18 protein-coding genes are annotated in these 20,189 nt (G+C 43.8%); 6 read left to right on the top strand and 12 right to left on the bottom strand.

The window, feature by feature from the left end:
• Positions 1–23: 23 nt before the first annotated feature.
• Positions 24–344, top strand: coding sequence for a heavy metal-binding domain-containing protein (locus BCU07_RS17010; protein WP_004730185.1), 321 nt, complete (start codon positions 24–26; stop codon positions 342–344).
• Positions 345–493: 149 nt separating this feature from the next.
• Here BCU07_RS17010 and BCU07_RS17005 read toward each other — a convergent pair whose 3' ends face one another.
• Positions 494–1,750, bottom strand: coding sequence for a peptidoglycan DD-metalloendopeptidase family protein (locus BCU07_RS17005; protein WP_102428807.1), 1,257 nt, complete (start codon positions 1,748–1,750; stop codon positions 494–496).
• 161 nt (positions 1,751–1,911) lie between these two features.
• Positions 1,912–2,751 carry a tetratricopeptide repeat protein gene (locus BCU07_RS17000; protein ID WP_102428806.1) on the bottom strand — a complete coding sequence of 280 codons (840 nt, stop codon included), beginning with the start codon at positions 2,749–2,751 and terminating at the stop codon, positions 1,912–1,914.
• Between the two features lie 276 nt (positions 2,752–3,027).
• Between BCU07_RS17000 and BCU07_RS16995 the strand changes: the two genes are divergently transcribed.
• Entirely contained in the window at positions 3,028–3,543 is a 516-nt protein-coding gene (locus BCU07_RS16995; RefSeq protein WP_082151303.1) for a cytochrome b, read from the top strand.
• 80 nt (positions 3,544–3,623) lie between these two features.
• On the opposite strand, the gene BCU07_RS16990 is transcribed toward BCU07_RS16995, so the two are convergent.
• From BCU07_RS16990 to BCU07_RS16970, 5 genes are all read right to left on the bottom strand, one after another.
• A complete protein-coding gene (locus BCU07_RS16990; protein WP_017064806.1) occupies positions 3,624–4,058 on the bottom strand; it encodes a hypothetical protein in 435 nt (144 codons plus the stop codon).
• A 116-nt stretch (positions 4,059–4,174) separates the two neighbouring features.
• Entirely contained in the window at positions 4,175–4,441 is a 267-nt protein-coding gene (locus BCU07_RS16985) for a hypothetical protein (protein ID WP_017059525.1), read from the bottom strand.
• A gap of 235 nt (positions 4,442–4,676) precedes the next feature.
• A complete protein-coding gene (locus BCU07_RS16980; protein WP_017059524.1) occupies positions 4,677–6,461 on the bottom strand; it encodes an ABC transporter ATP-binding protein in 1,785 nt (594 codons plus the stop codon).
• A complete protein-coding gene (locus tag BCU07_RS16975) occupies positions 6,455–8,218 on the bottom strand; it encodes an ABC transporter ATP-binding protein (RefSeq protein ID WP_102428805.1) in 1,764 nt (587 codons plus the stop codon). The genes BCU07_RS16980 and BCU07_RS16975 overlap by 7 nt, the downstream gene beginning before the upstream one ends.
• 228 nt (positions 8,219–8,446) lie before the next feature.
• The gene (locus BCU07_RS16970) at positions 8,447–8,965 is read right to left on the bottom strand and encodes an NUDIX hydrolase (protein WP_010428812.1); all 519 of its coding nucleotides are present in this window, start codon (positions 8,963–8,965) and stop codon (positions 8,447–8,449) included.
• A gap of 369 nt (positions 8,966–9,334) precedes the next feature.
• Here BCU07_RS16970 and BCU07_RS16965 point away from each other — a divergent pair, with 369 nt between their 5' ends.
• A complete protein-coding gene (locus BCU07_RS16965; protein WP_016769158.1) occupies positions 9,335–9,595 on the top strand; it encodes a DUF333 domain-containing protein in 261 nt (86 codons plus the stop codon).
• A 154-nt stretch (positions 9,596–9,749) separates the two neighbouring features.
• Here BCU07_RS16965 and BCU07_RS16960 read toward each other — a convergent pair whose 3' ends face one another.
• Entirely contained in the window at positions 9,750–10,628 is an 879-nt protein-coding gene (locus BCU07_RS16960) for a YdcF family protein (RefSeq protein WP_102428804.1), read from the bottom strand.
• 356 nt (positions 10,629–10,984) lie between these two features.
• On the opposite strand from BCU07_RS16960, the gene BCU07_RS16955 reads away from it, so the two are divergent.
• The 3 genes from BCU07_RS16955 (at position 10,985) to BCU07_RS16945 (ending at position 15,232) form a co-directional block, all read left to right on the top strand.
• Positions 10,985–12,355 (top strand): L-serine ammonia-lyase, encoded by a 1,371-nt coding sequence (locus tag BCU07_RS16955; protein ID WP_102428803.1) that lies wholly within the window; start codon positions 10,985–10,987, stop codon positions 12,353–12,355.
• Positions 12,356–12,770: 415 nt separating this feature from the next.
• Positions 12,771–14,249, top strand: coding sequence for an MFS transporter (locus BCU07_RS16950; protein WP_069601584.1), 1,479 nt, complete (start codon positions 12,771–12,773; stop codon positions 14,247–14,249).
• Between the two features lie 200 nt (positions 14,250–14,449).
• Positions 14,450–15,232: a siderophore-interacting protein gene (locus tag BCU07_RS16945; protein ID WP_102428802.1), complete on the top strand. Its 783-nt coding sequence runs from the start codon at positions 14,450–14,452 to the stop codon at positions 15,230–15,232.
• Positions 15,233–15,365: 133 nt separating this feature from the next.
• Here the strand turns inward: BCU07_RS16945 and BCU07_RS16940 are convergent, their stop codons facing one another.
• From BCU07_RS16940 to BCU07_RS16925, 4 genes are all read right to left on the bottom strand, one after another.
• Complete coding sequence (locus tag BCU07_RS16940; protein ID WP_017059509.1) at positions 15,366–16,268, bottom strand: multidrug transporter; 903 nt, start codon at positions 16,266–16,268, stop codon at positions 15,366–15,368.
• A gap of 136 nt (positions 16,269–16,404) precedes the next feature.
• Positions 16,405–17,109 carry a phosphonate utilization transcriptional regulator PhnR gene (gene phnR, locus BCU07_RS16935; protein WP_029235340.1) on the bottom strand — a complete coding sequence of 235 codons (705 nt, stop codon included), beginning with the start codon at positions 17,107–17,109 and terminating at the stop codon, positions 16,405–16,407.
• 68 nt (positions 17,110–17,177) lie between these two features.
• On the bottom strand, positions 17,178–18,887 hold the full coding sequence (locus BCU07_RS16930) for a putative 2-aminoethylphosphonate ABC transporter permease subunit (protein ID WP_372123056.1): 1,710 nt from the start codon (positions 18,885–18,887) through the stop codon (positions 17,178–17,180).
• A gap of 21 nt (positions 18,888–18,908) precedes the next feature.
• Positions 18,909–20,018 carry a putative 2-aminoethylphosphonate ABC transporter ATP-binding protein gene (locus tag BCU07_RS16925; protein WP_102428800.1) on the bottom strand — a complete coding sequence of 370 codons (1,110 nt, stop codon included), beginning with the start codon at positions 20,016–20,018 and terminating at the stop codon, positions 18,909–18,911.
• Positions 20,019–20,189 lie beyond the last annotated feature (171 nt).

Here is a 20,189-nt window from a genome sequence, read left to right as displayed (position 1 = left end):
CAGCAAGCTTACAAGAGGCCATTATGATTATTACCACCACACAATCAGTCGAAGGCAAGCGCATTGTCGATTACAAAGGGGTTATTGCCGGAGAAGCCATTCTAGGGGTGAACGTTTTCAAAGATATGTTTTCAGGAATTCGTGACTTTGTGGGTGGACGTTCTGGCACCTACGAGAAAGAACTGGAAAAAGCACGTAACTACGCGTTCAAAGAGTTAGAACAGAAAGCGATTGAAGCGGGTGCCAACGCGGTGGTAGGCGTAGATATTGATTACGAAGTCTTGGGAACAGGTAATGGCATGTTGATGGTCTCTGCTAGTGGCACGGCAGTGGTGGTTGCTTAATCAGTGGCAAACCTATCGCTCAATAGCTCTATCCATCGAATAACGGATTCAGTCGCTTAATCGTGTGATTCTTTAAAAAAACGCCCCTTAGCTAAATCGCTAACTAAGGGGCGTGATTGTATGCGTTGCCAAGTTAGATATGAATATCTCTAACTCGCGCGATCTGCGGGCTCAGAGAGCATGGCATCAAAAGAGGCAATTCGAGCCAAAAACTCTTTTCTATCTTTAGGCATAATTGAGCTTGCCATTGGTAAGTTCGCCTTCATCGCATCGACGGCGCGACCACGAACCAATACCTCAAAGTGCAAGTGCGGGCCAGTAATACGACCAGTAGCACCCGATAGCGCAATTTTCTGACCTCGCTTAATTTGCTGACCTTTCTTAACTAAGAAGCGGCTCAAGTGAAGATAACGCGTCGTATATACGCTGTTGTGTTCAATCACCAAATATTTACCAGCATACGGGTGGTCACGAAGTGCCACCACTCGACCATCACCAGTTGAGTAGATAGGTGAACCAACAGGTGTCGCAAAGTCGGTACCATTGTGCGGTGAGATTCGCCCAGTTACTGGGTGTCTTCGTGTCGGATTGAACGAAGAAGTGATTCTTCGGAATTTTCTGTCGACTGGGTATCTATCAAAGGCTTGCTCTAGACTATTTCCCTCTCTGTCATAAAAAAGACCATCTGGTGCTAGAAAAGCTGCGACTTCTCGGTTTCTTAATTGAATTGAGATACCTTGAATTTCTGTTTTACCCGTTAGGTGATCATCCGTGTACTGCTCTTTGACCAATACATTGAAGCTATCACCAGCTCTCAGCTCTCGAGCGAAGTTGACTTTGTCTTTTAGTGTGCGGGTGATATTGGCTATCTGGTTAGTAGTTAACCCCGCTTTGTAGGCTGACGTTGAAAAGCTACCGTGAACACTACCCGCATAGAGTTTTTCTTTCCATTCGCCTGGGATCTCGTGGAATTTATAGGTGAAGCTACCATTATCGTTTCGAGTAAAGGCTGCTTGCTCAACCAAACTCTCGTGATAAATCAGCTCCACAAGCTGTTTTGAGTCACTATCCAAAAGCAACTCTAGATGGTCACCAGGTTTTATTGTGTCGAGTTTCAAAGACTCCAGATCCGCTTCCATCACCTTTTGAACGGTTCCATATGGCAGTTGCCATGACGAAAAGATGTTGCTTAGCGTATCGCCAACTTTCACAAAATAATGGACCTTAACCAAAGAGTTGGGAGTCGCTTGCGAGTCGATGACTTCCTTATCATTAGGTTGAGAACCTTGGTAAGGTGTTATTTTGATAGAGATTTCTGGTGCTGGTTTGGAGTGAAAAGAGAGCAAAGCAGCAAGGGAAAATGCGCTGATCGCAGTAACGATCAGACCAATACGGAGGAACTTCATAAAATACTTAGCGGTTATAACGAGGAACTTAGAAAGTGTTATAACATAACAATTAAATCAAAAAAATAAATGAAATGTAAGAAACCATAGCGCGATAGGTGTGAAAGTATGGTGAGCATGCAAAGCCCACCACCTTAGTTAACACGGATCTTTACCTCATATTACTCTTCACGAAGTACTTCGAAGCGTTCTAAGCCTCGCAGCATCTCAAAGTCCGGCTCTTCAGTTAGCAGCTCTCTCATGGACCCACTGGCTTCAATAGCGCGCTCTAAGTCATCGATAGCTTGACCTTCTGCCCCTAATCGAGCATAGGCGCAAGCACGTTGATACAAGGCATGAGCATTTTGGTCATCGACTTCTAATACACGGTTACAAAGACTCATTGCCCAGTGGTATTCCTGTATATCCATAGCAGCGTCAGCTTTGGCAGTAAGTGCTTCTAAATCTCCAGGACGAACCTTCAGTATTTCATCGTAGATTTCAATTTTTTGCTCTGCCGTTTGTGCGTTCTGTGCTCTCAACCATAGGTTATGAATCTCATTGATAATTTCAATTTCGCGGTTGTTGTCGGAAATGATTCTGGTCTTGCGCTTAAGATCCCGTTCAAGAACATTAAACTTCTTCTCATAGTCTTGAGCGATAGAATTAAGTCGCTTATCAGCCATGTCTTGAGTTGTGTGTTTAAGCTCTTTGATGGATTGCCAACCCACCAGCGCGATAAGAGAGGCCACACCAGCAATAATGTAGAAGAAGTAGGTTACGGTTACATTGGCGTAATTCAGAGACTTGTCTGCCACAGTCAGTTCCCGGTCAGTCATCTGAATGGTCAAGCGTCTTTCAAGATCCTGCTGTTCCATTCGAAGCTGCTTCAACTCATCCAAGATATAGCGTTCCATCAGCGGTCTATCCAAATACTCTTGTTCCGAGTACTTAACCTCTGCGCTTGCAAAACTCATCGTGCTGAACACCGAGATAACTGCAACCAATAAGATTCGAAGCATTATACATTCCTTATATGTTTATATTTAGACTAACTGTATCTCGTAATAGGCATACAAGCTAGGAAGTCGACAAGTTTGCTATGTCCATATTGGAATTAACACTCTAAAACATCATTGATAATTATAAAACACCTGAAGCAACATCATTAATTTCTAAATTATAAAAATACCGCGTAATACTGTTCTATATGATTAATTCGCGATGCGAATATACCGAAAAATGGTTTATTGCATCGAGATGAATCTTATATTAATAACGATCAGAACGAGGTTAATTTGAATAATCCACGATACGATTTAGTAAGCCGTGTACTGCACTGGGTAATGGCTTCTGTAATCATCTATGCAACGATCGCAGGGTATGTGATGCACTATGTCACCAGTCATCCAGAGCTGTTTTCTTTTCTGTCAGTGCTCAACATGTCATTGGCGACCGTTGCGACGCCACTGCTTGTGGTTCGTTATATCTGGAGCCACTTTCGCTCGTCGCCAAGCATGCCAACCTCTGTGCCTGAAGGGCAAAAATGCGTTGCCAAGCTTGCACACTCTTTGATGTATCTTGTGATGTTTATGGTTTTCAGCACCGGCTACTTAATGCTAAAAGAACCGTACTCTTTATTTTGGTTAGTGAGCGTAAATAATCTAATTACCGACTCTGCAATCAACGGCTTCTTTTTCTATTTACATCGTGCCAGTTGTATTGCCCTAGCCTGTTTAATTGTGCTGCATATCAGTGCCGCACTTAAACATCACTTTGTCTCTAGGAACTATGTATTGAAGATGATGCTCTAGATTCAAAGAATTCAAGACAATTTGCACAAACAACAAAAAAGCCATAGCATGTTCGCTATGGCTTTCTTATTTCAATTTGATTACTTGGTTTGAGTATCAATCATCACTTGCCAGTATTCACATTTAGCCAAGAACTCTTTTAAATAAAGCTCTGGGTTAGCAAGTTTCTCACCGCCTTTAACATCAGCACCAGTCACACGCCAAAAGCCACGAGTGACCAAGTTTCGATGATAAATAAAATCGTTGAGTTCATTAGCCTTCAAAGGAAGTTGTTCACCAAACGTATTTTCGTAGCGGCTCAGAGTCGAGGCTTGTTCACTTGGCTTCTCCCTTAAAAAGGTATCCAAATCCAAACCTAATGACTGTTGCTGCTCTTTTGATAGGGCTTTAGCTAATTTAGAGATCACACTGAACAGAGCCAACTCAACTTTTTGAGACGCTAATAACGATGCACCTAAAAGCGCATGTTCATTGGAAATGTGTTGTTCTGTTGATGAAACGGTTGCTGTTGTCACTGTGTTAACCTCAAATAATCATAACGGGTGTTACTGAACTGGATAGAGTCTTTTCACTAAGCTGAATCTTATTCTTGTCATTAAGAAGAATCTTGCAGCTAAGCAGAGCCTTTCGACTAAGCAGAATCTTTTAGCAGAACACGGTCAGCATCAATAATGGTGAAGCCTGATGCATCTTCATTCTTTTCGACTTGCACTAAACCTTTAAAACCAATCTGCGACAGCTTCTTCGCAAGTTGATCTGGTGCTGTTTCAAAAACAACATTCATAAAAGGTAAAGACTCAGCATCAACAAAACCATGCTCGTTAAACAGTTCCATTGCTTGAGATAAATGGTCTGAGTCGGTTAATTCGATAATTTCTACAACTTCTTCCAACAACATTTTCGATTCCATATTCGCCAGAAAGTGACTGACACAAGCCGGTTCTTTTTGCTTGCATACATCCCGATGCCCTAAGACACCCCTTTAGTAGTAGGGAGATCATAACATATTAATAATCGTAAAATATGTTTTATTTTCCCTAAGCTACTGGGAATACTAGAAAAGAATAGAAATTGGTGAAACATAAGCAACACCAATTCATAGTATCGATAACGGTAAACCTGATTTGAGGTGATCAGGCAACCGTTACTTGAGAATCGCCCGTTTCTACAATCGATTCTTGTAACAAGCCAGCATAAATACCATTGTGTGCCACCAGCTGTTGATGATTACCTTGCTCAACAATTTCACCCTTTTCCAACACCAAAATCGTATCTGAGTGACGAACGGTACTCAAACGGTGTGCAATCGCAATCACGGTTTTTTCCTTGAAAAGGCGCTGCATTGCTTTTTGAATCAGGTCTTCAGTGATTGAATCTACCGAACTGGTCGCCTCATCAAGCATCATCAATTGACCACCCTGTGCAACCGCTCGAGCGAACGAGATAAGCTGCGTTTGCCCTACAGACAAGTTAGAGCCGTTCTTTTCCAAGTGGAAGTCATAACCTTGTGGCAATTGTTCAATAAACTTATCGGCATAAACATAGCGCGCCGCCTGTTCAACCTCAGTTCTAGATAGATGCGTTTTGCCCAGCGCGATATTGAATTGGATGGTCTCTTCAAATAAGTGCACGTCTTGCATCATCATTGAGAACAAATGAGCAGAGTCTTCACTTGAGATCTGTGACAGCTCTATTCCATTCAACAAAATGCTGCCTTCATAATCTTGGTAGGCTTTAGAGATCAGACGCAGAATCGTCGACTTGCCCGAGCCCGTCGAACCCACAAGCGCGATTTGATGCCCTTTCTCCAATACAAACGAGACATTCTTTAGAACGTAGGGAGAGTCGTCTTTGTAGCGGAAGCTTACGTTCTTAAACTCTAGGCTCACAAACTGTTCAAGCTGCTTCTCAACCTTGTTAGATGACAACAGGTTGCGCCCTTCTTCTTCAGTCGGCTCAACAAACAGCTCTTCAATATGGTCAAACGCTGCAAATGAACTCTGAATCGAAGCGATCTGCGAAGTAAAGTCACGAATCGGAACAAACACTTTCTCTAAGGTGTTGATGAACGCAATCAGCACACCCAAGGTGAGCGCCCCTTCTAACACTTGCTCAGAGCCATACCAGATCATAATCGCGATAGTGATGGAGGTGATGCCAGAGATAAACGAGAACAAAATCGCATCGTATTTATTGATCTTCTTCTGCGCTCTTAAAAACTCATCGGTATAGCCTTGGTAGCGTTGCTCGACTTGCTCTTCCGCTCGGTACATCTGAACGGTTTTCATGCCAAATAAGACTTCTTGTAAAAAGCCAATACCGCGAGCGAGAGAAGAACGAGTCACCTTATAGAGAGCACGAAGTCGGTTTCTCACATACACCGTCAAATACATCACTGGCGGCATAATGATCAATACAATCATCGTTAACTGCCAATCAATGAAGAACATCATCACCAACAGAGCAATGGTATTGATGCTGTCTTTAACTAGCCCTACAACCGACTGAACAAACGTCTCGCCGATGGTTTCCAAGTCACTGGTTAATCGTGAAAGCGTTACCCCAATCGGTGTGTTATCAAAATAGCTGCGCGGTAGTTTGAGCACGCGAGCAAACAATACTGAGCGCATGTCAGTTATCGTGTATTGACCAGTTTTACGCAGATTGTACGAATAGGTGGTATCCACCACATAACTCGCCACCAGCACGGCAACGAGATAGAAGACGTATTCGAGCAGACCATCCATATCCCCGTGACTCAGGTGAACATCGATCACTTGAATGATCAGCCAAGGGAACAACAAGCTCGTGATGACAGAAAGAGGAAGCATAGCGATGCCCAGAATCGCAGAGCCTTTGTATTTCTTAGCAAACTTAAAAAAGTGCTTGAGGTACTTGAGATCAACACGTTTTAGCATGCTGCTGCCTCCGTTTCATTCTGCTGTAGTTGCCATGTATCGTAATAGTAATCACAGGTTTTCAATAACGTGGCGTGGTCGCCCTTCGCGATCACTTTACCTTCGTTCAACACGATGACTTCATCCATATATTCAAGGGCATTAACGCGGTGTGAAACCACAAGAACCGATTGATTTTCCAAACGTTTAAACAAACCTTCCAAGATCTTACGTTCTGTTTCATAGTCGACAGCCGATAGAACGTTATCCATGATGATCAGGTCGGTGGGTTGCAATAAAGCACGCGCAATACTTAAGCGCTGCTTCTGACCACCTGACAACATGATCCCTTTCTCACCGACTAAGGTTTGATCGCCGTGTTCAAAACGTGTCACATCACTAGCCAACTGGCTGAGCTCTAGCACTTCATCAACCTGACTCTTTGCCAAATCGGTATCTAGGCTACCAAAGCGGATATTGTCTTCGACGGTTGCTGAAAACAGGTAAGGGTCTTGAGTCACGGTTTTCACGTAACGGCGTAAGTCACTGCGTGAGAAGCTAGTGACATCTCTTTCACCAAGGAAAACAGAACCTTGTGGTACATCCAAGTGGTGGTTTAAGCAGTTCACTAATGTCGTTTTACCCGATCCGATCCCGCCTAACACACCCACTTTCTTACCTGTTGGAATATCAAAGCTGATGTCATCGAGAATCACGCGTTCTTCACCTGAATAGCTGAAGCTGAGATTGCGAACGGAAAACGTTTTTCCCTTCAGCGATTCAACATCTAATTCAGTAAGCTTATCTTCATCTAGCTCTGGGACTTTGGCATTAAGAATGGTTTGTGCACTTTGGATACCGACCATGCCTCGCTGATAAATGGTCGCGATTCTGCCAAGTTGCATCAATGGCATAGCGAGCAAAACTGAGTAAGTCAGAAAGGCGGTAATCTCACCAAGTGTGAGTTCCTGTCTCATTAACATGTAGCCACCAAGCCCAAGAATGATGATTTTCATCAGGTCATTGGCGTAGTCGAGTACCGGCATAAAGAAGACTTGAATGCGTGTAATTTTAAGGCGGCATTCAAGCAATAACTGGTTCAGTTTTTCAGTTTCAGCTTTCACCCAAGGTGACATCTGCTGGCTCTTAATCAAGTCAATCCCAGACAGGTAACTCATTAGTTGAGCAGACAGGTTTTGTAGACGCTTCATGTGCTCTAAATGCAGCGTTTTCATACGCTTGAAGCCCACACGGAAAATCACAAAAGCGATTGAAATAGGAATGATCGAATACAGTGTGAGTTCTGGCGATATGCGCCACATGTAAAGAGGCGTCAACGACAACGCAAGCAAGGCATTGAAGAACTGCAAGAAGCCGACACCAAACAGCAGTCGAATGCCACTAAGGTCATTGTTGATAATCGAGATCAGTCGACCCGAAGCAAAGCGTTCGTGAAAGCTGCTCGGTAAGCGATTCAACTTTTGTAGAAGTGTACTTTTAAGTGCGGCCTCTGTAATTCGCCCCGGATTAAGCGCATAGATACGAGACAGAATTCTCACCACCACCATGGCAACCGACATCCCGACCACAATCCAAACATAGGTTTGAAGCTGTTGGTGGCCAGTTGAAGAGGCATCATCAATCAAATCTATCGCCAATTGGATATAACGAGGGATCTCTACTTGTAACCAGTTGACGAGAAAGATGAACACAATCGCCAATAAGTACGAGGTGCGATTCATGCGCAGATAATGGGCAATAAACTGTCTTTTATTCATAGTATTCTTTGTTTAGGGCAGGCTCACAGCGAGATTTAACGATATAACCGGGCAGTTAAGCTAGATAGGTTCATCGCTGAGGTAAAGGTACATCAAAAACACATAGTTGACAATATCAACCATATTTAATAATTAGTTTTCGCTATTACATTTTAGCATCGCTAGAAACAAGTTTGCCGCCAAAAGTGGCGGCAAGTAAAAAGCTTAACAGGCTTGTATTGATAAAGGCTAAAGCATCTCTTTGGCAATCAAATGCAGCAAAAAGGTTTCACGTTCAATACTCATACCCTTTTTAGGGCTCTCGGCCATGGTCTTCTCGTTGTGAGCGATCGCTTCATGGATATTCATCCAAACCGGTTTCATCCCGTTTTTCACTTCATAATCTTCGTAAGCCGTTTCACCAAGCTCACTATCGATCTTGCATGAGTAGCAGTAAGAAATCATGTGCACTATGTCCGCATCATCTTTGTACCAAGGACGAAATTCTTCAAAAATGCCGAACGGCTTGATGCTATGGATATTCTTAGCGCCAGTCTCTTCTTCCAATTCACGAACCATACCAGCAATGACATCTTCACCTTCGTCCAAGCCACCACCAGGGATGGTGTAGTCGTGATAACGCTCTGTATAAAGCATCAGAATGTCTTCGCCATCTAACACAATGGCACGGGCAGCGTTGCGCTTATAGACCGTTTTATTGTCTAGATGATCGATATCAGGATGGATGGTTGTTTTTAGGTGTCTCATGATTCTGACTGCTTTACTGAATTTGGCGGCATCATATCATAATCATCAATAGATTCGAGGCTCACATCCCCACACAAGTACACCTGCTTTCTCCATGTTGCCTTGGTGAATTCATGGCTCTCGATTCGCAATAACCAGCGTACACCACTAACCAGCCGAAAGTAGCTCAATAGTCACTTCACTCAAGTTAGCTTGATCAAGCACTCAAAAAGTTATTAAACATAAAGAAATATCAACCTATTTCAATATCTTGACCAAATTAGGACAACCTTTTCTGAAATCTAAAATATACTCATTTCATAGAGCTTCTAAACTGGTTCTGTAGAACTTAACGTATTCACTTTTAGATTTATCACGTAGGAGATGAACATGAAGAAAATTGGTTTGATGGCTGTATTTGCCGTTGTATTGGGCGGTTGTGCGAACGATTATGCAGAATATAGCGAAGGCCAACGTGTATCAGTGGCTAACCCTGCTGCGGTTTACTGTGTTCAACAGAATGGTGAGTTAGATACTGTCACTGAAAACGATCAACGTACAACTTACTGTGTATTCGAAGACGGTGAACGCATTGAGCAGTGGGAATACTACCGCAACCACCACGAGCAAGATTCAGAAACCCAAAGTTAATCACTGTAATACAACACATGAGCCTTTTGGCCAATGTGACGGGCGGTGATTACGTTCGCGTGAGCAGAAGAAGGCACAAAGCTTCGAGCTTACTGTCTGATTGCCTTTGCGAGTTTAAAGGCCGTTATTGGCATCACGAGAAAGAAATAATCACCTATCGCCACCAGCGATGTGTGAGATCCGATTCCGGATCTAAATAACGGTTCAATAAAGTCAGGTTAGTATCTAGCAGTGCTAGATATTCCCTGACTTTTTTTATGTCAGTATCGACAGGAGTTTGCTGGATACAGCGCTCCAATATTGGGAGTAAACTGTCCACAATTTCAAAGTGAGATGAACGCCCAACGAGTTCCTTTGCGGCTATCAGTGCTTCCAAGGACAACCTTTCAGGCTCACGCCTTACGGACTCCAAGTCTCTCTCAAATGCGCCCGCAGAGACACCTTCAAGATAGACTCGGTAGGTCGTCAGTACATCCATCAATAGAAACAATTGCCCTTGAGTACTTTGATGAGGATATGGCACCGCAACATGAGCCTCTAGCTGACGATCTATTTGCAGCTCTACCCCAAGTGCAGAACACTTCTCGACTAGAACCTTAAGCAAACCTTGCTCGTCCATCAACATCTGGATGTCAAAAATACGTTGCAAGTGATAGTCATTAGAAATGAATGTTACCCGTACACTCTGCCCACGAGTAAACAATCCACTGTCAATCATTTCCGAAGCTAGGTTTTGAATATTCTCTACTGTATTTGTCGAAAGCTGTTCTAGTAAAACTGCACTCAGCATAAACGGAACTTCACATTGACTTTCCAGATTTCGAAAATACGCGTGCATTGCATCAGCTTCGGAGATTGTCTGGCCCTTTGTCACTCCACCACAAAATGCAACCGCAGTTTGCTGATTCGACTCTTCTACCAAAAGCTCAGCAAGATATTCAACCAGAGCATCAACTCGACTGATTCCTTCATCAGTCAATTTATTCTCATTAAGTCGCTTACCCAGCACAATAAGGAGGTGATTAATGCTCATTTTATGTTCAAGTCTCGTTTTGGGGATTAGATGGAGTGAATTATGTATACAATACTTGTTAACAAAAGTATTTTGAAATTCTTATATGTTGCTCGCAATAATGCTCACTATTGATAGCGACATCTTAGGTAATACAAGAATAAACGTGTCGCTTTACAGCAAACATAGCACGCTCTTGTATTTCATCGCTCTATGCTTGTTAGCACTAGTCGATAAAAGAGCCCTTTCAATCAATGAATACGCTCTATCGCATAACTGTTTCACCCACAGAACAGGTTCACTCAAAGAAGTGCAACTAACCAAATACAAATTTTACACAGAGTTCATCCATCGAACCGTCTTCACAGGAAGTTACTATGCTGTCTATTTTTGATATCTACAAAATTGGGGTTGGACCATCCAGCTCCCACACAAATGGACCAATGATCGCTGGGTTTAACTTTACCCAAAAAATTGATGCTCAGCTTAAGCAAGTGAAGCGTATTCAAATCGACTTATACGGCTCGTTATCATTGACGGGTATTGGTCACCACACAGACAGAGCGACCTTGTTAGGTTTGCTAGGTAACCGCCCCGACACCATTAAAATCACCAGTGCTAACCAAGCAATGCGTAAGGCGATTGAAGATAAATCTCTATTGGTTAGCGGTAACCATGAAATTTATTTCGATGTAGAAAGCGATCTGCTCTTCCACAAAACTAACCTTCCGTTGCATGAAAATGGCATGACTATCTCTGCCTTTGACGAAAGCGGCAGCCTTCTGGATATGGAAACCTACTACTCGATTGGTGGTGGCTTTATCGCAACCGCTGATGAGCTACAAAACGGCAAACAGGAAGCAGAAACTCAAGTTGAGTTCCCTTTCTCTTCTGCTGATCAGTTGCTTGAACTATCCGAACAACAAGGACTGAGCCTTGGTGGCTTAATTCTATGTAACGAAGTTTCATTCCAAGGTATGGATGTGATTGACCAGAAAGCCGACCAAATTTGGAAGGTGATGTCTCTGTGTATGCAGCGTGGCTTTGACACGGAAGGCATCCTTGATGGCGGCCTAGAAGTCACTCGTCGAGCACCTGCTCTGCTTAAAAAGCTTGAAGCGAATGCCTCGATTGAAAACGATCCAATGGAGATCATGGATTGGATTAACCTATTTGCCTTTGCCGTGAGTGAAGAGAATGCAGCGGGCGGTCAGGTCGTGACATCACCGACCAACGGTGCGGCTGGGGTTATTCCTGCGGTATTGATGTACTACCATCGTTTCATCAAGGAGCTAGACACCAAGCAGCTTAAAGACTTCTTGGCAGTCTCTGGCGCAATCGGCATCTTATACAAAACCAACGCTTCGATTTCTGGCGCAGAGGTAGGTTGTCAGGGTGAAGTCGGCGTTTCTTCATCAATGGCCGCAGCAGGCCTAACTGCCCTACGTGGTGGTAGCAACGAACAGATTTGTATTGCCGCTGAGATCGCGATGGAACACTCACTGGGCATGACATGCGATCCGATCGGTGGCCTTGTTCAGGTGCCATGTATCGAACGTAACGCAATGGGTGCAATGAAAGCCATCAATGCATCGCGCATGGCGTTGAAACGTACCAGCAAGTGTCTTATCTCGTTAGACAAGGTTATCGAGACCATGTATCAAACAGGTAAAGACATGAACAAGAAGTACCGTGAAACTTCTCTAGGCGGCCTAGCCGTGATCCACATGGCACCACCTTGTGAATAAAAGACAGGAACACGAGTGGAGAAAGCCTCTATAGAGACAGCATTCTTGTAAACTTAGTTTTCAATATCTCAACAAAGCCAGCCACCAAGCTGGCTTTTTTATTGGCTAAAGCCCAACAGCTAATTGAAAGTGATACTCACTCAAAATAACTTACAGAATGACTACCACTAACTTTCCCTTTATTAGTTCATTACTTAGCCACAAATGATGATGGCTAAATTTCATTCCGCCATGCATCCACTTGCAAAATCTAACGTTGCAAATCTCATTCATGAGAAATATGAATGCACTCATAAGAAAAGATATATCGAGTATAGTTCTGTTTGGGACAGATGTTTCAGTTTATGTATTACTACTAATGATATTATAATCGGGTAATTACACTACATATTAATACAAACGTGAGAATAAAATAATGTGGAATAGATTAAACAAATCAATGATGTTCTGCCAAATGATGTTCGGACTTTCGTTCTATGGCGTCATGGTGATCTTGACTCGTTTCTTCCTTGAAGATCTGAACTACAATGAAGCCGACACCATGATGGTTGTTGGTGCTTTCTCTGCAATCGGACCGCTATTTGCTATCGCAGGTGGCTTTATCGCCGACAAGTTTTTAGGCGCTTACCGATCTTTAACCATTGCCTTCCTAGGGTTCGCAAGTGGTTACGTTCTACTGGTACTTGGTGCAGCAGCAACCAATGTTCCGATGGCATTATGTGGTATTGCGTTAGCAAGTTATGCACGTGGTTTGATGTCCCCTTCTTACCCAAGTCTTTACAAACGCACGTTCAAAACTCAAGAAGATTTTGAGAACTGCTACCCAATCAACTACTCAGTAAACAATATTGGTGCTCTGTTAGGCCAATACCTGTTCCCAATGCTAGTACTTGTTGTTGGTTTCCACGGTGGTTTCCTTCTTTCAGCGGTTCTAGCCGGTGCTGCGCTTCTGATGATGATCTTTGTTCGCAAAGGCCTTGTTGAAGCAAGTGCTGAAATCGACCAAAAACCAGTAAGCACTAAAAACTGGGCAGCGTTCCTTGGTCTTTCTGCCGCTATGATTGGCTTGGTATTCTTCATGTTCTCGAACATGGATATTGGCCAAAACATCGTATACGCAATTGGCGGTGCAGCAATCGTCTACTTTGTTTCTTTGATGTTGAAATCGAAGAAATCAGACATGCTGAAAATGGGCACTATTTTAATCATCACATTCCTGACGACATGTTTCTTCGTGTACTACGGTCAGATGATGACTTCGATGACAATGGTAGCGATCAACACAATGCGTGGCGATCTATTTGGTTTTATCCCTGTTGCACCTGAAGCTTCAATGGCAATGAACCCACTATGGTGTATGGTTGCTGGTCCTATCATCGCGGGTATCTTCTCTAGCCTAGAAAAGAAAAACATTAACTTCTCAACTGCAACCAAAGTCGGTTTCTCTTTCATCCTTACGGCTATCGCTTTCGGTATCCTTACGATGGCAGTAACGACAGTTGGTGACGATGTTCTGATCCGCCCAGAAGTCTTCCTAGCGATTCACTTCTTCCTAGCATTCGGTGAAGTGATTGTAGGTTCAATGGTTGTAGCCTTCATCCTGTCTGTTGCACCTAAGCACATTGAAAACTTCTCAGTAAGCTTGTTCTCTGTTGCTATCGCACTATCAGGCATTGTTGGCGCGGTATTCTCAACGTCTATTGCACTAGAGAAAGGTCAAGAGATCACACAAGAGATCGTGCAAACGGTTTACGGTGATTACTTCCAAATGCTGACTGTTCTTGCCGTCGTGATGGTAGGTATCGCAATGGCAGCATCGTTCATTATTCGTAAGATGCTAGAAGCTGCGAAAGCCGCTGAAGAAACGATTGAACTAGAGCAAGCAAACAGCTAACTCTGTTCGCTGAGTCAAACCAATCCTAAGAGCCCTTTAGTTTTCTAAAGGGCTCTTTTTTGTAGGATCCGTTTCTCAATAGGATCTGTCGTATAAGTTAGGTAGTACATGTGTAAATAAAAGTAAATGATAACTATTAGTATTGAGTGTTTTTTAGTTCAGGATTATGATGTGGAAATCCAAATCTAAGAGAGCCTTATATGAGCAAGCCTAGCCCTATCACATTAACCGTTACTCAAACCTCAACAATTACTCCAAACATGCAGCGCATAACGCTTAACGGTGAGGGATTAAGTAAATACCCAACAGAATGTGCCGGCGGCTACATCAAGCTTTTATTCTCGCCACTTGGCACGACTGATTTAAGCCAGCTAAACGAAGGTGAGCGCCCAACCATGCGTACCTACACCATTCGTCAGTACAATCCTGTAGAGCAGTGGATTGAAGTCGATTTCGTTCGTCACATCACTAAAGATTTGCAGTGTGGCTTTGCTGCAAGGTGGGCAATGAACGCGAAAGTGGGTGAAACTATTTCAGTGGCTGGTCCTGGTTTAATTCAGGGGCTTAACCTAGAGTCAGACTGGTTCTTCTTAGTTGCAGACATGACGTCCCTACCTGCGCTTTCTGCAAAAGTAAAAACGCTCCCAGAAACAGCAACTGGTCACGCTATCATTCAGATCAACTCAGCAGCAGATAAGCAGGTACTTGAGACTCCTCAAGGTATCAAAGTAACCTGGTTGATTGAAGATGAAACCTCAGAGTCACTTTCACAAACCGTGCGCAACACAGAATGGTTAGAAGGTCAGGTTTCAATATGGACAGCGTGTGAATTTGAAAGCATGCGTGAGCTAAGACAATACTTCCGCAACGAAAAAGAAGTCGCGAAAGAGAACATCTACATCAGCAGCTACTGGAAACGTGGTGTCACTGAAGATGGCCACAAAGTGTTGAAACAGCAAGATGCTCAAGATTTAGCGGGGTAAGTCTTTACTACCTACAGCTTCTTACTAGATAAAGAGAAAACGCCCTTAACGAAGTTTGTTTCGCTAAGGGCGTTTTTTCATTTAACTTAATAGAGATACCTATTCACAAATCCCCAATCACTCAGGCGATCTTTTAAGTCAATGAGATAACTAAGCCAGCAATAATTAGAGATACGCCTACACCGCGAGTCGCGTGCCACTTTTCCTTTAAAAAGTAGATCCCCATCACTACGCCGAAAATGATACTCACTTGCCTAAGAGCAACAACCAAGCTGACATTTTCAGTCATGGTCATCGCAAACAGCACTAAGCCATAGGTCGAAGCCATCATAATGCCTGCAAGCGTGGCTTTCTTTCGCAGTATCCAAGCATTAGTAAACTCGATTCTTTGGTTGGTTACGAATAACCAAACACTCAACGGAATCACAATTGCCCAGAACTGGATACCTAGGTAGAAAATCGCGGTGTGCTTGTTAGTTATAACTGGTGTGCTCAAAGGATCGAGTAACAGAAGCGCTTCTTTATCAATGATGGAATAGCCCGTGGTACCAATGGCCGCGATTAACGCCCACAGTACGCCAAGGTTGAGATACGCTTTTAACCTAAGATCTGAAAACTTCTTAAGTGGTACAAACAAACAACCCAAGGTAATCAAGGTGAAGCCAAACCATTGATTAGGTGACAGCTCATAGCCTATCAACACCGTGCCTAAACCCACCATCAACACGGGCAGCGCTCGTGCCATCGGGTAAATCACCCCAATATCGGCCTGCTTGTAGGCTACACCTAAGCCGATTAAATAGATGATTTGGCAAATACCACTTAAAAGAAGTAGCTTCCAGAATAAAAGCGTGATATCCACAAAGCCGACACTGTAAATGAACCAAATCAAATAGGGAGTCAATATCGCAGCAGCGGCAAAGCCAGAGGCTAAGAAGAAAGACGAGCCCGATCCTTGATTCGATTTACCTAGAACGTTCCAACCCGCGTGAAGCAAAGCCGAAATAGTCACGATGACGATGGCAGAGAATTCCATTTCATTCCTAAATTATAGATGAATTAGCACAACGGCTGACAACAGGTGATAAAAAGGCCTCCGAATAAGAGACCTTTGAACTTTTCAATTGGGCAATCCTGCATAATTGCAGATATGCTAACGTTCTAACGTATGACTAGCGCTCTAGCTGCGCGATTGACTCAATACTGATCGCGTCATGACGCCAATACTCAATATCACAGTCAATCAGATCGCCGTTTTGATTGTAGTTAACACGCTCAACAACCATTGCAGGTGAGCCAGAAGTCGCACGCAGGGCTTGCGCTGTCTCGCCAAGTAAAGACGTTGTGCTCACTCGGTAACGGATCTTCTGATACACCACACCAAAGTGTTCGCGGTAGATGTCCGTCAACGATTTAGACAAGTCATAATCAAGCAAGTTAGGGAACAACTCTGGTCGAATGTAGTTGGTCACATACACAACCGGCCTATCTTCAAGATAACGAACTCTGTCTACTCGATAAACGTCCGAGAAAGGTTGTAACTCAAGAAGCCGAGTCGCCTCCTTGGTTGCTAACATTCCTTTCGCCGCCACCAACTCAGTTTTCGGCTGTCGATTCTGCGATAGAGCCATATTGGTGAAGTTCAGCGTTTGTGTTGGATCGTAACGAAGCGGCTCGGGAGAGATAAACCAACCACGTCGGTCTTCTCGATAAATGCGCCCTTCCGCTTCAAGTGAAGACAAGGCTTCGCGTAACGTAACACGTGTGGTATCGAACGATTCAGCCAGTTTACGCTCAGCAGGCAGTTTCTGTCGCGGCGTTAACATCCCCGACTCTATCTGCTCTACGATGACATCTTTGATTTTTACGTACTGCACTTCATTTCCTTTTATTCTTGTTCTTGTCGTCAGCCACTCCTTGGCCAACTGCAATATAAAATGGTTTGCTAGCGTTTACGCCAAGCTTGGGTGCGCTTCTCGAATAACTTATTGATTAACATATGAATCAACTTCGCGCTCGCTGCCGATATCATAATCATCACCGCCATGGCAGCTGCTGCACCCGTTTGCCCCGCGTCGTCCATATTCAGTACTGAAACTGACGCAGGTATCGTATCGATAGAATACAAGAATACTACCGCAGATGTCGTGGTAAGTGCATTAATAAACAGGTATGTCGCAATATCTAAAATCGCAGGCAGACAAACAGGCACCGTCACCTTAAAGAACAGCTTGTATTGCGGTAAGTTCACCGAGGCTGCGGTCGCTTCAATTTCATCAGGTAGTTGTTTTAATGCAGTCAGCGCCGTCATGTGACCGACTGTGTAGTAGTGAACCACTGTATTAATCACCAAGAACGCCATCGTGCCATACAAGAAGTTGAGTGGATTACTCAAATCATTGAAGTAGAAGATATAACCCAAACCCAGCACCATACCCGGAACGGCCATCGGAACAACGCTGAGCATTTGCATCGCTTGACGAACAGGACCGAAGGCGCGACCTTTCTCAATGCAGTATGCACCTAAGAAAATCAGAACAGTACCAATAACCGCAGTCCAAGCACCAAGCGTTAAGGAGTTGAAGAATGGCGCCCAACCATAAGTACTCATTTCTGCGAAGTTGTAGTTGTTTAGCGTCAGCGCTTTGTTCCAAGGCCAGAAGGTGACCATAGATCCGTATATCGCCATGCCTAGCACGATAACAACAGCCACTGAAATTACGGTGCAATAGAGTAAACACACGCCATCACGTAGAGTGTTTGGCTCTGGTTGGTAAGCGACGGAGCGAGTATCAAACAAGCTCTTTTGTTTCTTTTGAACCCAGCGGTCAACGGTAAACGCAAGCAACGCAGGCAATAGCAATAGGATGCTAGTCACCGCGCCCATAGAGAAATTCTGTTGCCCTACTACCTGCTTAAAGATATCGGTAGACAGAACGTTGTAGCTACCACCGATCACTTTTGGCACACCAAAATCACAAACCACCAGCGTAAATACAACGATCAGAGTACTGATCAAACCATACTTTGCCGCTGGTAACGTCACCATGAAGAAGGTTTTTAGCGATGAAGTATTGAGTGCACGTGCCGCCTCATACAGACGAGCGTCAGACGTTCTTAACGAAGTGGTCAGAATCATCAAGGCATGTGGAAACGTCCAGAATATCAAGCCCAGTGAGATACCAATCAAGCCATAAACCGAGTTGCCACCCAAGACTTCTTTTGCGATACCTTGATTACCAAATAAGAAGATCAAACTGATAGCAGGAAGCAATGAAGGAGCAAGAATTGGCGCTGAACCTAGCACTTGAAAAAGCCCCTTAAAAGGCATGCATGAACGAGTCAAAGCATAGGCATAACCAAACGCTAGTACCCCCACGACAACGGTCACTAACAACCCAAGCGTGAACGTATTACCTACCGACTGCCACAGGCTTTGAGAAGCAAAATACGTTGCGAAATTCTGTAATCCTACAAATTCTCCGTCTGCATTCTGAACGCTTTTTTTCAACATTGCCCACAGTGGCATCAGGATAAACAGCGTCATGAACACAGACAAAAAAGCCAACAGCCCAAATAGGATTACGTTGTCTTTACTTAATCGAGCCAGAAAAGGTTGTACTCGTCGTTGAATTAGCAGCTTAGATTGCATCATTTGAGTCGATTCCATGATTATTTACGCCGCCTCGTCTTTCATCACTTGCAGGCTTTTCGATGGGTAAGCTCTAAGGCCATCTTGATCAAACGCCACGTAACGAATATCACTGCGACGCAGCTTCAATCGGTTGAACTCTTTGACTGATACATCAACGATGATCTCTTTCGCCGTTGAGTCATGTTGCAATTGACACTCAACACGATAAAACGCCCCTAAGAATTCGCTTGAAACGATTCTCACTGGCAAGGATTCACTAAAACGATCCACAAACTGGATTTGCTCTGGACGAACGGCAATATCGAAAACATCACCAAGTTTTGGAGTGAGGTTATCTAAACGCGGCAACGGTAGCATCGACTCAGCAATACGTATCTTGCCTTGCGCTGCGACAGAAGCTTGAATGAAGTTCATGCTACCAACAAACTCAGCCACAAAACGACTGACAGGTTTTTGGTAGATCTCTTGAGGAGCACCGACCTGCTCGATAACACCATGATTCATCACGACAATACGGTCTGCCATCGTTAACGCTTCATCTTGGTCGTGCGTCACCATAATAGTGGTGATACCCAATTTGCGTTGCAGTTGGCAGATCTCATCACGTAGGTGTGTTCTTACCTTCGCATCCAACGCAGAAAGCGGTTCATCGAGTAGCAACAAGCCTGGAGACAAGGCTAATGCGCGAGCCAGAGCAACACGCTGCTGCTGTCCACCAGATAGCTGATTTGGAAATTTCTGACCAGACGTTGGTAAGCCAATGGTCTCTAACCAAGACTCAACCGTCTCAAGGGCTTCTTTGGTCGACATGCCTTGGTTTTTCAGACCAATCGCAATGTTTTCTTCCACAGTGAGATTTGGAAACAAAGCGTAAGATTGGAACACGATGCCAAAGTCGCGCTTTTCTGGTGGCAAGAAGGTCGTATCATTACCGTTCTGCTCAATAGAACCTGACGTTGGTAAGTCTAGGCCTGCAATCGCACGTAATAAGGTGGTTTTTCCACAGCCAGATGGGCCAAGGAAGCAGACGAACTCGCCTTTATCTATCGATAGGGAGATGTCTTTTAACGCTGTAAATTGGCCAAATTGCTTTACAACGTTTTCAATATTCAAATAAGTTTGGTTGCTCATACTACAGCACTCTCTATATGGTATATACCAAATTTATACTGAGAATATTGCAGTTGAGTGACAAATTTATAGAAGCTAAATGACAGTTATATTGCAGATATAATAAGCATTAAAAATTGCTATTTGTTCAACATTGAAAGTTAGTTCAACGTTGAAAGCCCTCAGTGACTT

Origin of the sequence: Vibrio sp. 10N.261.54.E10, assembly GCF_002877735.2 — a bacterium.
Classification (GTDB): domain Bacteria; phylum Pseudomonadota; class Gammaproteobacteria; order Enterobacterales; family Vibrionaceae; genus Vibrio; species Vibrio crassostreae_C.
The sequence above is the reverse complement of the archived record's forward strand: the minus strand, read 5'-3'. Positions and strand labels throughout refer to the sequence as shown.

Excerpts from the sequence above, each read along its gene's own strand:
- BCU07_RS17000 (WP_102428806.1), bottom strand. The coding sequence starts at position 2,751 with ATGCTTCGAATCTTATTGGTTGCAGTTATCTCGGTGTTCAGCACGATG.
- BCU07_RS16930 (WP_372123056.1), bottom strand. The coding sequence starts at position 18,887 with ATGATGCAATCTAAGCTGCTAATTCAACGACGAGTACAACCTTTTCTG.
- BCU07_RS16975 (WP_102428805.1), bottom strand. The coding sequence starts at position 8,218 with ATGAATAAAAGACAGTTTATTGCCCATTATCTGCGCATGAATCGCACC.
- BCU07_RS16950 (WP_069601584.1), top strand. The coding sequence starts at position 12,771 with ATGTGGAATAGATTAAACAAATCAATGATGTTCTGCCAAATGATGTTC.
- BCU07_RS17010 (WP_004730185.1), top strand. The coding sequence starts at position 24 with ATGATTATTACCACCACACAATCAGTCGAAGGCAAGCGCATTGTCGAT.
- BCU07_RS16985 (WP_017059525.1), bottom strand. The coding sequence starts at position 4,441 with ATGTTGTTGGAAGAAGTTGTAGAAATTATCGAATTAACCGACTCAGAC.
- BCU07_RS16940 (WP_017059509.1), bottom strand. The coding sequence starts at position 16,268 with ATGGAATTCTCTGCCATCGTCATCGTGACTATTTCGGCTTTGCTTCAC.
- BCU07_RS17005 (WP_102428807.1), bottom strand. The coding sequence starts at position 1,750 with ATGAAGTTCCTCCGTATTGGTCTGATCGTTACTGCGATCAGCGCATTT.
- BCU07_RS16945 (WP_102428802.1), top strand. The coding sequence starts at position 14,450 with ATGAGCAAGCCTAGCCCTATCACATTAACCGTTACTCAAACCTCAACA.
- BCU07_RS16980 (WP_017059524.1), bottom strand. The coding sequence starts at position 6,461 with ATGCTAAAACGTGTTGATCTCAAGTACCTCAAGCACTTTTTTAAGTTT.
- BCU07_RS16960 (WP_102428804.1), bottom strand. The coding sequence starts at position 10,628 with ATGAGCATTAATCACCTCCTTATTGTGCTGGGTAAGCGACTTAATGAG.
- BCU07_RS16970 (WP_010428812.1), bottom strand. The coding sequence starts at position 8,965 with ATGAGACACCTAAAAACAACCATCCATCCTGATATCGATCATCTAGAC.
- BCU07_RS16925 (WP_102428800.1), bottom strand. The coding sequence starts at position 20,018 with ATGAGCAACCAAACTTATTTGAATATTGAAAACGTTGTAAAGCAATTT.
- BCU07_RS16965 (WP_016769158.1), top strand. The coding sequence starts at position 9,335 with ATGAAGAAAATTGGTTTGATGGCTGTATTTGCCGTTGTATTGGGCGGT.
- BCU07_RS16955 (WP_102428803.1), top strand. The coding sequence starts at position 10,985 with ATGCTGTCTATTTTTGATATCTACAAAATTGGGGTTGGACCATCCAGC.